Raw genomic sequence first — 15,979 nt, 5'->3', positions numbered from 1 at the left:
TTATGTATGCTAAGGTCTATGTGGTCTGGTGTGAGTGGTATGCAAGCTCACCAAATAGCACTTGATATTGAAAGTAATAATATTGCAAATGTCAATACAGTTGGTTTCAAATATTCCAGAGCGTCATTTGTAGATATGCTTTCTCAAATAAAACTCATTGCAACTTCTCCTTATAAAAATGGTTTGGCAGGACAAAATGATTTTTCTGTAGGGCTTGGTGTTGCTGTTGATGCAACAACAAAAGTTTTTTCACAAGGAAATACTCAAAATACTGATGTTAAAACAGATTTAGCAATTGAAGGCGAAGGATTTTTTGTCATCAGTCCCGATCGAGGCACAACAAGAAACTTCACTAGAGATGGAGAATTTCTATTTGATGCTGATGGAAATCTTGTAACCACTGGAGGATATGTAGTTCAAGGCTGGACAAGAGGTGACTTAGAAAATGCCTCTAAAATGAGCGATTCAGATTTCTTTAAAGTAGACAATACAGGACCTTTACAAAATATCCAAATTGATCCAGGTATGGTAATGCCAGCAAGAGCAACTTCAAAAATTTCTCTCAGGGCAAATTTAAATGCTGGGAGACATGTTGATCAGACAGGGAATATTTTTTCTTTGGATTCTTCAACAAAAACTGCCTCAGATGGTGTAAATCCGATCTATGACTCAAAATCAAATCTCACTCAAAAAGCAGAAGATTTAGGTTCACTTTTTAATCAAGATGGGGATGCTTTCAATTTAAATGAAAATCAAGGCATTTGGGTCAGCTATAAAACTTCTGAAATGACAAATGAAATCCTTGCCTCAGATCAAAACAACACAATTGGATTGAATGACACACAAATTTCCTTCACAAATGATTCAGCAGCAACAGGTATTTCTAGCATCATTGCAGCTCAAAATGCCATCAATTCAGTAAAAGACAAAACAGGAATTGAAGCTTATATAGATGGAGGCTTATTAAGATTAGAAAACAGGAATGAACTTGATGGGGATGAAAAAGTAAAAAATATTCGAGTCACTTCTTCGGGAACAGGAGCATTTTCAAATTTTATTCAAGGTGATGCAGATATTACTTCCTTCAGATATAGGTATACAAAATCCATAAGCCCAGATTCTGCCACAGGTCAATTTAGGACAACAGAAGATCTCAGAGCATTGATGCAATATGATGCAAATATGATCAAAGAACCAACAAGACCTTATGAAGAAACCTCAGCTTCTGTATCAGTCACTGTCAATAAATATGGTATGTTTGAAATTGCCAATAAAGACAATGGGGATGATACAAAACAAAATCTCAATATTTTCATCAGCGGTTATGCTTCTGAAAATGTAACCAATAATGTCTTGTTTAAAGATACAATGAAAGCTATGAATACAGCCTCTTTGATTGAAGGAGGTGTTGTAACAACTACTTCTAAAATCACCCATGCCATCCATACTACAAGTATTGATGTTATTGATAGTTTAGGGACAAAACATACCTTAAGACTTGAATTTTATAAAAGTGGTGGTGCAGAATGGAGTTTTAGAGCCATAGTCCCTGAACCTTCAGAAATCTATGGAGGGTCTGCTACAAGACCAAATATTTTTGAAGGGGGCAAGTTAAGATTCAATAATGATGGCAGTTTAGCAGGTATGAATCCTCCCGTTTTACAATTCGACCCAAAAAATGGTTCTCAAACCCCTCAAAGGATTGATTTAAATTTTGGCGTGTCTGGTGGTTTTGGAGGATTGACAAGTGTTGATAAAATTTCTGAAACTTATGCAATAAACCAAGATGGATACAAAGCTGGAGATTTAATTGATGTTAGATTTGACTCTAATGGTTCTTTACTGGGTGCGTTTAGCAATGGTAGGACTTTAGCACTTGCACAAGTTGCATTGGCTAATTTCTCAAACAATTCAGGTCTGCAATCAGAAGGTGGCAATGTTTTCTCTCAAACTGGTAATTCAGGTGAGGCAATGATAGGAGCTGCCAACACAGGCAGAAGAGGTGGTGTATCAGGTTCAAAGCTTGAAATGAGCAATGTTGATTTGAGCAGGAGCCTGACACAACTTATTGTAGTACAAAGAGGATTCCAAGCCAATTCAAAAGCAGTCACGACTTCTGATCAGATATTAAATACACTTTTAAATTTAAAACAGTGATAAAGATTTAAAAATCTTCACTGCTCAATTTCTAAACTGAGCAACAAATCCCCTATCCAAACCATTCAAATCTTGATAAAAAAAAGCTTCATAAGTATTTTTACTCAGATAAGCTTCTAAACTTTTTTTTTGATCATACCCTATTTCACAAGCCAAAAATGAAATTCTCTTGCTTTTGGCAAAATCAATCACTCTTTTAATCACTTCATCCCCACAAATTCCACCAAAAAGTGCTTCACTAGGCTCAAAAAGAACATTTTTTGATAAAGGATAATTATTAGCAATATAAGGAGGATTTGAAATAAGCAATTCAGGAATCTCATCAACCCCTTCAAATAGATCTGTAGATATTAGCTTGATGCGTTTTTTAAGATTATTGCTATGAGTAGCAAACCGACTGATATTTATTTTGGCTACTTCAATAGCCTGCATAGAAATATCAGTAGCATTGATCAAAATACTCGGACATAAAAGAGCCAGCATTATTGAAATAACACCACTCCCTATACCAATCTCACCTACATATTTAATTCTCTTATCTGTGATAAGACTAAGAACTTTTTCTACTAAAATTTCAGTTTCAGTCCTAGGAATCAAAACTCGTTTATCAACATAAAATTCTTCTCCATAAAAACTTGTTTTTCCAATAATATATTCAAGAGGTTCTCCCATTAACCTGCGAGCAATACAATCGCTCAATTCATCAAAGCTAGATTCCTGAATTTCATTGTCCCACCAAGTATGCAACCATTCTCTTCTCTGTTTGAGTACAAATGCTAAAAGTAACTCAGCCTCTAATCCAACTCTAATATTTGCATCAAATTGATTTTGAGACAACTCTCTTCTTGAATAATCAATAGCCTCAAAAACATTCAATTCATTTCTCCATGTGATAATCTAAAGCTTCTAGTCTCTTCAACAATGGAGGATGTGTATAATAAAAAAATATATAAGCACTATGAGAACAAGGGAAAGCCTTATTTTCATTCACAATTCGTATTAAAGCCTCTGCCAAACAACGTTTGCTTGTTAACATAGCCCCATATTCATCTGCACGAAATTCAGCTCTTCGGCTAAAATAACCTAAAATTGGCATTGCCCAAAAAGATATAACTGGCACTATCAATATCAAAAATACAATAGTGCTACCAGGATTTAGAGAAATATTCATTATTTCAAAAAAGCTTTGAGGCAAATTACCTGCTAAAAAGAATATTATAAATAACAAAATACTCATTGTAAAAAGATTCTTTATAATATCTTTGTGTTTAAAATGCCCTAACTCGTGTCCCAATATTGACAAAAGACCATCTTGAGAAACTTTTTCCAATAAAGTGTCAAACAATACAACTCTTTTAGATTTACCCAATCCTCCAAAATAAGCATTTAATCTACCATCTCGCTTACTTGCATCCATCACAAAAATACCATTACTTCTAAATCCAACCTTTTGCATCATTGCCTCAATCTTCTCTCTTAATGAATCATTATCAAGAGGTGTGAATTTATTAAAAATAGGTGCGATCAAGATTGGATAAAGGACATTAACCAAAATGGCAAAAATAAAGACTAAAAAAAAGCCTTGCAACCACCAATATTGAAAATTTTCCATGATATAAATCAGTAGAAATACTAAAATGCCTCCAATAACTATTACCATGATTAAACTTTTGAAAAAATCCTTTACAAACAAACCAAAAGTGATTTTACTAAAACCAAATTTTTTATCTAAAATCATCGTTTCGTAAAAATTCATCGGCAAAGAAATTACCAAAGAAATCAATAAAAAACCCAATACAAAAAATAAAAAATGTATATTTTGTGGGAATTCCCAACGACTAAAAATATTTTCAAGCAATGAAAGTCCATTACTAATCCATATCAAAAATAAAATCATTTCAATTAAATTTTGCACAACAGAAAGCTTAAGTTTTGCTAAAGAATATTTACCTGCCTCAATATAATCATTTGATGATAAAATCACAGGATCTTGCTTCATCTTCTTGGCAACATGCTGTATTTGCAAAAGTGCCAAAATAATACTTGGCATTGTATAAAAAATAATAAACGAAAACGCTAATAAATAAAACATTCATACCTTCCCAACTATCAAACTAAGAGGAATTCTACACTAAAAGCATAAATCTATCCGAAATTAAATCACTTTTAACCACCTTTTAATTAAAATATCAAACTAAATACACTAGAAAGACAAGGATAGAGGATGAAAAACACAAAATATATTTTTGTTACTGGAGGCGTTTTAAGTTCACTTGGAAAAGGCATTTCATCCTCTTCAATAGCAACCTTATTAAAACATTCTGGCTATCAAATATCTATCCTAAAAATTGACCCTTATATTAATGTAGATCCTGGAACAATGAGTCCTTTAGAACATGGAGAAGTATTTGTTACTTTTGATGGTGCTGAAACAGACCTTGACATTGGACATTATGAAAGATTTTTAAATAAAGATTTTTCCAAACAAAATAACTTTACTACCGGACAAATCTATCTCTCGGTCATAGAAAAGGAAAGGAAAGGAAAATATTTGGGTAAAACAATCCAAATTGTACCCCATATAGTTGATGAAATAAAAAATAGAATCAAATCAGCAGGAGAAAATAGTGATTTTTTAGTCGTAGAGCTTGGAGGAACAGTTGGTGATATGGAAGGAATGCCTTATTTAGAAGCAATGAGACAGATGAAACATGAACTTGGTAATGATCTTGTTATCAGCATCCATGTAACACTCATTCCACTCATTAAGGCAGCAGGAGAACTCAAAACAAAACCAACCCAACATTCTGTCCAGGAACTCAGACGTATTGGTATCTCACCACAAATTATTCTAGCACGTTGTGAAAAACCCCTCAGCAAAGAACTAAAGAAAAAATTAGCATTGAGTTGTGATGTTGATGATGATAGTGTGATTGTAGCTGAAGATGCTGAGAGTATCTACAAATGCCCTATGAATTTCCTCAAAGAAGGTATCCTTACCCCTATTGCCAGAAGATTTAAAATCAATCAACTCAATCCAAAAATGGATGAATGGGATATGTTAGTCAAAAAAATCATTTCTCCAAAAAACTCTCTTAATATCGCTTTTGTTGGCAAATATCTAAACCTCAAAGAATCCTATAAATCACTTACAGAAGCACTCACACATGCCGGAGCAAACTTGGATACACGGGTTAATATCAAGTGGATAGATAGCGAAAATATCACTTCAAGCAATATTAATATGTTTGGAGATGTCGATAGTATTCTTATTCCTGGAGGTTTTGGGGAAAGAGGAGTGAATGGCAAAATTGAAGCCATCAAATATGCCAGAGAAAACAAAATCCCTTTTTTGGGAATCTGTTTAGGCATGCAACTTTGTATTGTTGAATTTGCCCGTAATGTCTTAGGTATTTTAGATGCAAATTCAACTGAATTTGATACAAAAACAAAAAATCCTTTTATCTACCTAATAGAAGATTTTATAGATCAACAAGGCAAAGAACAAATACGCACTCACCAATCCCCAATGGGAGGAACAATGAGATTAGGTGAATATGAATGCAAAATCAAACCAAAAACTATCCTCTGGAATGCCTATAACTATAAAGATACGATTAAAGAAAGGCATAGGCATAGATATGAAGCCAATCCAAAATATAAAAATGATCTTCAAGCCAAAGGATTGATAATCAGTGGGGAATCCAAAAGTGGATTAATAGAGGCAGTAGAAATTAAAGAACATCCTTTTTTTATCGGTGTGCAATTTCATCCTGAATTCACCTCAAGACTACAAAACCCAAACCCTATTATTTTAGAGTTTGTCAAAAAAACTTTGGAATTTCAAAAAAAATGACTTTCCTAACCAAAGAAAAAATAAAATCTATTTTGACACAAAGATTTGAAGGAGATATTTTTGCTTCCTTAAAGCAACTCCCTCATCCATTCCAACTTAAAGGGATGGAAAAAGCTGCCGATCTGATTACCTCTAGCATAAAAAATAATCAAAAAATCCTAATTGTGGGTGATTATGATGTTGATGGCATCACTTCTTGCGTGATAATGATGAAATTCTTTTATTTATTAGATTATAATAATGTTTCTTATGTGATTCCTAATCGTTTCAACGATGGTTATGGTATCAGCAAAACGATTGTTCAAAATAATCCTGCTGATATTATTATTACGGTTGATAACGGTATCAGTGCATTTGAAACAGCACAATATTGCAAACAAAATAATATTATATTTATTATCACTGATCACCACACTATCAAAGACAAATTACCACAAGCAGATGTTATTATCAATCCACAACAAAAAGATTGTTTATTCCCTCAAAAAGAAATATGTGGGGCTACAATAGCTTGGTATCTATGTAATGCGATAAAAATAAAATCACAACTCCAAATTTCTCTTGCTCCTTTATTGGATATGGTATGTATTGCAACCATTGCAGATATGATGCCACTGACTAAAATAAACAAAATCTTAGTCAAAACAGGACTCAAAAAATTTATAGATTCACTATCCTATCCAAATCAAATATTAAAAAGTCATCTGAAAACAAAAAATCCAACGGCTCAAGACATTGCTTTTTATATTGCTCCTCTTATTAATAGTGCAGGTAGAATGGGGGATGGAAATATTGCAGCCTCATTCCTACTCTCTTCAAATCAAAAAGAAGCTCAAGAACTATACACAAAACTAAATAATTTAAACAAAGAACGAAAGTTCATTGCCCAACAAACTCTAGAACTCGCTCAAAATACATCTATGATAACCCATAATTGCGTGATTGCTTGTGGTGAAGGTTGGCATGAAGGAATATTAGGAATAGTTGCAACCAATCTTTCTCAAAATCACTGTAAACCTGCAATTGCCCTTAGCAAAAAAGGAAAAATACTCAAAGGGAGTGCAAGGAGTTATGGGAATATCAATTTAATTGAAGTTATGAATAAACATAGTGATTTTTTTATTCATTTTGGTGGTCATACCAAAGCAGTCGGGCTTGAAATGGAAGAAAAAAATCTCATTCCTCTTTTTGAAGCACTTAAAGATTTTACAATGCCTGAAATCACAGAAACCCAAATGGATGAAATTTTAGGCATACTGGATCCAAAAGAAATTGATGAAACACTCTTGAAAATATTAGAAGAATTTGAACCTTATGGTGAAGGCAATCCCCAACCAAACTTTATATGCCAAAATCTCAAAATAACCTCAAGCAAAATCCTCAAATCTCTTCATCAACAACTTGAATTTCAAACCACATTCTATAAACAAAAAGCCATGTTATTTTTCTGTAAAGAATTTTATGAAAAAAATGATCATGTCAACATTAACTTTACCCTTCAAAGAGATAGCTTTAATAATAAACCCTTAATGATATTAAAAACAATTATAAAATGCCATTCATAACTGAAGAATTTTTAATCCCCTATCCGAAAAAAGCTTTTTTATTCATAATGGAAACACTCAAGTGTTCTCAAAAAGAATCTCAAAAATATCTTGATAAAAAACGTTTAAAACAAAATAATCTGCCTATCCATAAATCTCAAACCATACAAGGAAAAGTTGAACTTACACATTTCAAACCTGAGTCTATGTATTTAGAACCTATTTTTATCACACCAATTTTTGCAATCTATGATAAACCTGCAAAACTATTGGTTCACCCTAAAGGGTATTCTAAAGATTTTAGCCTCTGTGATGATATCAAATCACGCTTTGGGAAAGAAGCCAATCCAGTCCATCGTCTTGACTATGAAACAAGTGGTTTAATAATGATTAGCATAAAAAAATCCTATGAAGCTTCACTCAAAATGCTATTTGCTAAAAAACAAATTCAAAAAATATACCTTGCTCTGGTTGAAGGAAATATAAAAAAACCTCAAAAAATAAATTTGCCCATCCGCAATCCAAATAAATCAGATAAATATAAAGATTTAGGGATTCGTAGTTTGATCTCACCTGAAGGCAAAATATCTATCACACAAATTGTTCCAATCCATTACAATAAATATACTGACACTACTTTGCTCAAAATTATCCCCATAACAGGTAGGACACATCAAATCCGTATACACTTAAGTGCAATAGGACATAAAATAATAGGTGAATCCCTCTATGGGGTAAATGAAAAAACTGCCAGAGATTATTTGGAAAATAAATCTCTAATAATAGATAAAACCTCTATTTTGAGACTACATGCTCAAAGATTAAGCTTTGTATATAATAATATACATTATGATATAAAATCTCATCAAAATTTCAAGGAAGATTTATGATAAATTACCAAAATATAGCTATTACAGGTGCTAGTAGTGGAATTGGATACGCCCTAGCTCTTGAATTTGCACAAAAAGGTAGGTATTTATATCTTTGCGGTAGGAATGAGTATAAACTCAAAGAAATCAAACAAAAATGCGAACAAAAAGGTGCGAATGTTTCAATAGATGTATTTGACATTACCTTTGAAATTGAATGTAAAAAATGGATTGAAAAAATTTTTAAAAATCGTTTGGATCTATTGATAGCAAATGCAGGCATTGCTAATGGCAACAGTTACGAACTCCAAAAAGATAAACAAATGGTAGAAGTAAATATTATAGGAGTTTTGAATATCATTGTACCATCTATAAAATTCTTTGAATCTCAAAAATGTATCAACAACAAATGCGGACACATTGTCTTAATGAGTTCAATGGTAGGAATTTTTCCCTTGCCGACTGGTATGGTATATTCAGCAAGCAAAAGTTTCATACATAGCTATGGTGAATCATTAAGCATTGCACTCAGAAAAAATAAAATTGCTATTAGCACTGTCCATCCAGGCTATGTAGATACAAAGCTTATTCAAAATGCTGGAGCAAATAAACCACTCCAACCTTCTCAGGCAGCAAAAATTATTAAAAATGGGATTTTAAAACTAAAAGAAAATATTTATTTCCCAATTTCAACAAAAATCGCAGCTAAAATTTATAATCTTATGCCTTTATGGATAAAATCTAAACTACAATCATTCCTACCAAAAGAGCTATGAATAAAATTCATAAAAGTTTTTTCAAAGCCATCTCTATAGGCAATTTATTATCAGGCTCAACAAGTCTTTCGCCAACTTCTTTACCATCTTTATAAAAAATAAGTGTAGGTATCCTTCGAACTCCTAGTTCATCTTTCAAGTCTTCTTCTTCATCAATATTGATTTTATAAATTTTAACTTTGCCTTCATATTCTTTAGCTAGATTTTCCATAATTGGGTCAATTCTACGACAATCAGGACACCAATCAGCTCCAAAATCTATGATCAAAGCCCCACTTTTAATTTCATTTTCAAACTTTATTCTATCAATAAGCTCTAACATTAAGATCTCCTTCATATTAAAAACCTGACTAACAAAAATCCACCCCCTATTAGGATAACAAATAATATCAATGCCAATGTAAATGCTTTCCCTCCAGAACTAATGAATTTTTTGAAATCCACCTGTAACCCCAAAGCTACCATTGCAAAAACCAAACAAACATTACAAATATACTGAAGTCCCTCAATGATACTAATCAAATTTTCCTCAGGAATCAAACCCTCACTCCAAATAAAAATATATGAATTGAGTAGCACCACAACCAAGAATCCAAAAGCAAACCAAGGAATATGAAGCTTTTTATCATTTTTTTTAGAAGTATTTTGACCCAAAATATAAGGAACAATCAAAAGCAAAGGAACTAGTAAAATCACACGTACCATTTTTATTGTGACAGCCAAACCTTGTGTCTCTGCGGAAATTGAACTAGCTGCACCAGCAACATTAGCTACCTCATGCAATGTAGCACCGATATAAATCCCTTCTTGAATATGATCAAATGGTATAAGACCAAGATTATAAAGTATAGGGTATAAAAACATTGCAATAATACCAAATATAACGACCGTTCCTACAGCAATTACACCTTTATAAGGCTCAGATTTGATAGCAGATTCCAAAGCTAAAACAGCTGCAGCACCACATACAGCACTACCACCACTCACAAGAATAGCAATATCTTTATCAAGCCCCAATTTTATCCCAATATAAGTCCCTAATCCAAAAACAACAATAACTACAATAATCGCAATGATGATTGGATAAATTCCAAGAGTCGTGATTTGACTCAAAGTAACATTAAAGCCATACAAAATAATCCCAAGTCGTAAAAGCCTTTTAGCACTAAAACTTACACCTTTTTGAATACAATTTCCAATATTTTTAAACACGAATGAAATCAATGTCCCAACAATCACCCCAACAAGTAATGAAGAAAAATGTAAAGATTTTATAAAATCTAATCCAGCAAGCCACAAAGAAAAAAAAGAAAGTAATCCAACCAATATAAAACCATTCATATAGCTTAAAATATCAGTTTTTTTAATATCTTTCATTTGATTATCCTTAAGATTTAAAAAATCTAAATCAGCCTTTTTTTAAGTCTTTTGCTGCATTTTTTTGATCATTTTTATTCAAATGCTCTTCAATGGTATGGTAGTTTTTACAAGATTTATCATTGCCCAAATCACAACCTTTTTTAAAATATTCCATTGCTTTATTAATATTTTGTTTGACTTTTTTGCCTTCTGCATATAAAAATGCTATATTGGAACAAGCTACACTCACACCAAGCTGACAAGCTCGTTTTGAATATGCTAAAGTATTTTCCATATCATTATATTTAGTGAAATACAAATCACTTGCATTAAAACAACCTGCACCATTACCTAACTCACAAGCTGACTGACACAAAGGCAATGCCTTATCACCTTGAGCATCATTTTTATAAAAAACACAAGCTTCCAAACATCCATAAGGGTTATTCAAACTACAAGATTTAGCAAACATTTCTGCAGAATGATCCAAATCTTGATCTACACCTTCAGCATTTTTATACATCACCGCAATACTATAGCAAGCTTGTCCAAAACCTTTTTCACAAGAAGACTTGAATTTTTCCATTGCCTTTTTGTAATCTTTATTGTCCCTATCAATGACACCAAGATTATAGCAACCTGTAGGATTATCGCCCTTACAAGATTTTTCAAATAATTCTTTGGCTGCACTCATATCTTTTTTCAAATCTTTTCCTAAAGCATATTTTGCACCCAAATTTGCACAACTTTCTAAATCCCCTGCTACACAATCTGTTTTCAAAGATTTTACCTCTTGGGTATCACTTTCTTTAATCTTGGTTGGATCGCCACAACCATAAAGAAATATACCCACAATCAACGAAATAAAAACCAGATTTTTCATATTTTTCCTTAATTCAAAAATAAAATAAAAGCTATATTATATGTATTTTTTGCTTACATAAAAATTTTTATCATTTTTGGATAAAAATTGATGCAATAATTTATATTCAGTCTTATTTAAGAATCGAATCTTGCCTACTGGCAAAGCATTCAATTCAATCCAACCATAACGAACTCGACGCAAATCAACAACCTCTCTTTTAAAATAAGCAAAGAATCTCCTCAATTCTCTATTTTTACCTTCAGTGATAGATACCTTGAGTCTAGAAAAATTTGTTCCCTCTTTTGTGACTTCATATTTCAAAAAAGGAGCAAAATCCATTGCTTTTATTTTACTCTTGTGATGGGCTCCAAGAGTTGCATTTTGAAGACTCAAACCTTTTTCCATTGCTTCAATCATCTCTTTAGTAACACTACCTTTGATTTTAAGGATATATTCACGTTCTAAATCGCTTTGCATCAACTGCCTTGCAACATTTTTACTATCTGTAAGCAAAAGAAGACCTTCTGAAGCAAAATCTAGCCTCCCTACAGATATAAAATGAGCATACTTCGCACCTAAAGTATCATAAACTATCCTTCTATCCCTATCATCTTTTTTACTTACAATCTCACCTTTAGGCTTATGATAAACAATTACTGTATATAAATCTTGATTTTGTGCCTTGAGATATTTACCATCAATAAAAACTCTCTGTCCAACTTCCAAAACTGTATTAAAATCAGCTTTATTTTTTTCTATATTTACCCGACCTTCTTCTATGAGTCTATCAGCTTCTCGACGAGAATATTTACTATGATGGGAAATAAATTGATTGAGCCTCATAAGATATCTAACCATTCAAGATTACAAAAACTTTCTTTGATTTTTGTATCAACCTTGAGATTGCTTACAAACATATATCGCTTCTGTTTATCCTCAATGACAACTCGCAACTCTCGATTTCCACTGAATTTTTCAGCTTCTTGTTTGATCTTTTCAAAAATATTCCCTTCAATATTTTTTTGCAAAACCACAGCTAAAGGACAAGTCGCATTTTCTAAATCTTGAGGCTTCATATCAATAGGGATAACTTCATCTTGAGTTTCTTCTACTGACTTATATTTGAGCTTTATACTCTGATTTTTTGCATTTTCAATATCCATAATTTCGAGTAACCGGAGCTGAACACTTTCTTCACGTTCTTCAATTTTACATTTGAATGCAAGGGGTTTAGAAATATCAAAATTTTCTAGTTCTTGAAGTTGTTTTTCAAATAACATTAAATCAATCTTTCCGCCAAAATCTAGAATATCTGCTGTGCCATATGGCTTACCTGTTTTTTTACCAATTTTTTTCTTAATATCAAGAACTTTACCTACAATCATTACATGAGATCCAATTTCAAGAGAATCGATATCAATACTTTTAGCTACCCCTTTGATTGCCTTTATCTCTTTTGCAAATTCATCAAGAGGATGGCCGGATACATAAATTCCTAAACATTCATATTCATAATCAAGTAATGTCTTAACATCATATTCTGGTATGTCAATCAAATTCAAATTCACTTCATTTATTTCATCTGCATTATCTCCAAACAAAGAATTTGCCATCATTTCTTTAATCTTATCTTTAGATCTACCTACTTCACAAATCAAATCAATATTTTGCAACATCGTTGATCTCGTATAACCCAAACCATCTAAACTACCGGATTTTATCAAAGGTTCCAATATTCTTTTACTCAATTTAGTAAAATCCACTCTTGAAATAAAATCTTCAAGACTTTTGAATCTACCCCCAGTTTCCCTCATCTCAATGATATTTTTTAAAGGACCTTCTCCAGCACCCTTTATAGCACCCAGACCAAAAATAATCTTTTCAACAACCCTACCTTCTTTATCCTCAAAATCCCCTACACCAAAATCTAATACTGAAGTATTCACATGAGGAGGCACAAGGTCAATCCCCATAAGCTTGACCTCATCAATGTATTTGGCTACAGATTCTATTTTATCTGATTCACTTGTAAGCATTGCTGCCATAAACTCATATTTATAATAAGTCTTCAAATATGCAGTTTGAAATGTCAACATAGCATAAGCAGCAGAATGTGATTTATTAAATCCATAGCCAGCAAATTTAATTATAAGCTCCCAAAGCTCTTCAGCTTTCTGTCTATCAAAACCTTTTTTTTCAGCACCTTGTGCGAATTTGATTTTGTTGTTAGCCATATCTTGAGCATTTTTCTTACCCATAGCCCGACGAATCAAATCAGATTCACCAAGCGAAAATCCTCCTATGGTCTGCACAATTTGCATCACTTGTTCTTGATATACAATTGTCCCATATGTAGGCTTCAAAATAGGTTCAAGCTCAGGAAACATATAAGAAATAGATTGAAGTCCGTGCTTTCGATTCACAAAATCATCAACCATTCCAGATTCCATAGGTCCAGGTCTACCTAATGCAATCATAGCAATAATGTCTTCAAAAACAGAAGGTCGCAAACGTTTATTAAGTCCTTGGAACATGCCAGATTCAACTTGGAAGATTCCAATGGTATTCCCACTCTGCATTGTTCTATAAACTTCAGGATCATTGGTATCAATCCTTAAAAAATCTAAATCCTTTTTATGCCTTTGAGCGACCAATTTGAGTGCGTCATCAACAACAGTGAGTGTTTTTAAGCCCAAGAAATCAAACTTTATCAAATCAACAGGCTCAAGATACTTCATTGAATATTGTGTGACAATAGATCCGCCTGTTTTATCACTCGTATAAAGTGGGGTTTTATGCCACAATTCTTTTTCACTATCTACCACAATAGCAGCAGCATGCTTTCCAGCATTTCGATTCAACCCTTCAAGCATCAAAGAAAAATCCCAAACTCTCTTAGCTAAAGGATTTCTTTGCACAAGTTCAGAAATTTTTGGCTCTAATTCCCAAGCTCCATCGACAAATTTCCCATCTTTCTCATAACCCTGCAAAGTAATACCTAGCTTATCTGGAATAAGCTTTGCCATATCATCAGCTTCCCTATAAGGCATATTAAGCACTCTAGCAACATCTCTAATCACACCTTTAGCAAGCATCTTACCAAAAGTGATAACTTGAGCTACATTATATTTGCCATATTTTTCTATCATATATTCAATAATTTCACCACGACGTCTTTGGCAAAAATCTGTATCAATATCAGGCATTGATACTCTTTCTGGATTCAAAAAACGTTCAAAGAGCAAATCATATTTGAGTGGATCAATATTAGTGATTTTCAAACAAAAAGCCACTAAACTCCCAGCTGCACTTCCTCTTCCTGGACCAACAGGGATACCATTTTCTTTAGCATGACGGATAAAATCCCATACTATAAGCATGTAGCCGGGGAATTTCATATCATTAATAACTTTGATTTCTTCTTCTAATCTTTCTTTATATACAGAATGTTTTTCTTCAGGGATAATCTTTAATCGCTCTTTTAAACCTTCCCTCGCCTTATGGGCAAAGTAATCAGCATCATTGTCAATCTCAAGACCTTCAGCTTTAGCATATTCTTGTGTGAATTTGAATGTAGGGGGAGTAGGTGGATTATTTTTTTCATCTTTAAGATCAATTTCTAAATTACACTTATCTGCAATCTCTTGAGCACTTTGTAAAGCTTGCGGGATATCTGCAAAAAGTCTTTCCATCTCTTGAGGGGATTTGACATAAAATTCTTTGACCGAATGCTTGAGTCTATCTTTATCATCCATTGTCTTTGCCATAGCTACACACATAGCAACTTCTTGAGCTTCGGCATTTTCTTGATTAGTGTAATGTGTATCATTTGTAGCAAGGAGTTTGATGCCAGTTTCCAAAGATAATCTGATGAGCGACTCATCAATAAAAGCCTGATCAGCAATCCCATGTCGCATGATCTCAATATAAAAATCATCACCAAAAATATCTTTATACTCCAAAGCTACTTCTTTAGCTATCTCATAGCCTTTGGCTCCAAATTTGATATTTCTAGGATTATTTGTATTGAGTTGCCAACTGACTTCACCTTGTAAACAAGCTGAAGAACATACCAAACCAGCAGAATGCTCTCTTAAAATTTTTTTATTGATTCTAGGATAATAATAAAACCCCTCAATAAAAGCCATAGAACTCAAATACATCAAGTTTTTATAACCTTCCTCATTCTTTGCATAAAGACAAAGGTGAAATCTCTGCTTGGATTCTTTACTGCTTAAATCTTCATTATTATGCAGATAAGTTTCTATGCCAATGATCGGTTTTATGCCTTCTTTTTTCATCGTAGTATAAAAATCAATCGCACCAAACATATTGCCATGATCTGTCATTGAGACACTTTTCATGCCAAGTTCTTTGATCTTTTTAGCAAGGATTTTAATCTTATTAGCTCCATCAAGAAGCGAATATTCAGTATGTAAATGCAAATGGGTATAACTCATAATATTTCTCACCTTCACACTCACTAAAGTGATGACTCATTCATAGATTGATAGATTGTTTTTGACTCTTTATTTATAAATATTATACTTAAA

General features: G+C 32.8%; 12 protein-coding genes. 5 read left to right on the top strand and 7 right to left on the bottom strand.

What is annotated here, in order from left to right; translation table 11 throughout:
• Positions 1-6: 6 nt before the first annotated feature.
• Positions 7-2,157, top strand: coding sequence for a flagellar hook protein FlgE (gene flgE, locus BKH44_RS05230; RefSeq protein WP_095270826.1), 2,151 nt, complete (start codon positions 7-9; stop codon positions 2,155-2,157).
• A gap of 24 nt (positions 2,158-2,181) precedes the next feature.
• On the opposite strand, the gene prmC is transcribed toward flgE, so the two are convergent.
• Positions 2,182-3,033: a peptide chain release factor N(5)-glutamine methyltransferase gene (gene prmC / locus BKH44_RS05225; protein WP_095270824.1), complete on the bottom strand. Its 852-nt coding sequence runs from the start codon at positions 3,031-3,033 to the stop codon at positions 2,182-2,184.
• Position 3,034: 1 nt separating this feature from the next.
• Complete coding sequence (locus BKH44_RS05220) at positions 3,035-4,249, bottom strand: M48 family metallopeptidase (RefSeq protein WP_095270821.1); 1,215 nt, start codon at positions 4,247-4,249, stop codon at positions 3,035-3,037.
• A 132-nt stretch (positions 4,250-4,381) separates the two neighbouring features.
• Between BKH44_RS05220 and pyrG the strand changes: the two genes are divergently transcribed.
• From pyrG to BKH44_RS05200, 4 genes are read left to right on the top strand one after another with little or no spacing between them, the layout of a single operon-like run.
• Positions 4,382-6,013: a CTP synthase (glutamine hydrolyzing) gene (gene pyrG / locus BKH44_RS05215; RefSeq protein WP_095270818.1), complete on the top strand. Its 1,632-nt coding sequence runs from the start codon at positions 4,382-4,384 to the stop codon at positions 6,011-6,013.
• Positions 6,010-7,578 (top strand): single-stranded-DNA-specific exonuclease RecJ, encoded by a 1,569-nt coding sequence (gene recJ, locus BKH44_RS05210; RefSeq protein ID WP_095270814.1) that lies wholly within the window; start codon positions 6,010-6,012, stop codon positions 7,576-7,578. The genes pyrG and recJ overlap by 4 nt, the downstream gene beginning before the upstream one ends.
• Positions 7,579-7,625: 47 nt before the next feature.
• Positions 7,626-8,447, top strand: a complete 822-nt coding sequence (locus BKH44_RS05205; protein WP_180674118.1) for an RluA family pseudouridine synthase — start codon at positions 7,626-7,628, stop codon at positions 8,445-8,447.
• Positions 8,444-9,202 carry an SDR family NAD(P)-dependent oxidoreductase gene (locus BKH44_RS05200; RefSeq protein ID WP_095270809.1) on the top strand — a complete coding sequence of 253 codons (759 nt, stop codon included), beginning with the start codon at positions 8,444-8,446 and terminating at the stop codon, positions 9,200-9,202. Before BKH44_RS05205 ends, BKH44_RS05200 begins: the two co-directional genes overlap by 4 nt.
• A gap of 7 nt (positions 9,203-9,209) precedes the next feature.
• On the opposite strand, the gene BKH44_RS05195 is transcribed toward BKH44_RS05200, so the two are convergent.
• From BKH44_RS05195 to dnaE, 5 genes are read right to left on the bottom strand one after another with little or no spacing between them, the layout of a single operon-like run.
• The gene (locus BKH44_RS05195) at positions 9,210-9,524 is read right to left on the bottom strand and encodes a thioredoxin family protein (RefSeq protein ID WP_095270807.1); all 315 of its coding nucleotides are present in this window, start codon (positions 9,522-9,524) and stop codon (positions 9,210-9,212) included.
• Between the two features lie 11 nt (positions 9,525-9,535).
• Complete coding sequence (locus BKH44_RS05190; RefSeq protein ID WP_095270804.1) at positions 9,536-10,579, bottom strand: putative sulfate exporter family transporter; 1,044 nt, start codon at positions 10,577-10,579, stop codon at positions 9,536-9,538.
• Positions 10,580-10,610: 31 nt separating this feature from the next.
• A complete protein-coding gene (locus BKH44_RS05185; protein ID WP_095270801.1) occupies positions 10,611-11,444 on the bottom strand; it encodes a tetratricopeptide repeat protein in 834 nt (277 codons plus the stop codon).
• Between the two features lie 36 nt (positions 11,445-11,480).
• The gene (locus BKH44_RS05180) at positions 11,481-12,269 is read right to left on the bottom strand and encodes a pseudouridine synthase (protein ID WP_095270798.1); all 789 of its coding nucleotides are present in this window, start codon (positions 12,267-12,269) and stop codon (positions 11,481-11,483) included.
• Positions 12,266-15,886 (bottom strand): DNA polymerase III subunit alpha, encoded by a 3,621-nt coding sequence (gene dnaE / locus BKH44_RS05175; RefSeq protein WP_180674117.1) that lies wholly within the window; start codon positions 15,884-15,886, stop codon positions 12,266-12,268. Before dnaE ends, BKH44_RS05180 begins: the two co-directional genes overlap by 4 nt.
• Positions 15,887-15,979: the final 93 nt, after the last annotated feature.

The sequence above is a fragment of the Helicobacter sp. 13S00477-4 genome (assembly GCF_002272785.1).
Lineage (GTDB): Bacteria > Campylobacterota > Campylobacteria > Campylobacterales > Helicobacteraceae > Helicobacter_J.
The sequence above is the reverse complement of the archived record's forward strand: the minus strand, read 5'-3'. Positions and strand labels throughout refer to the sequence as shown.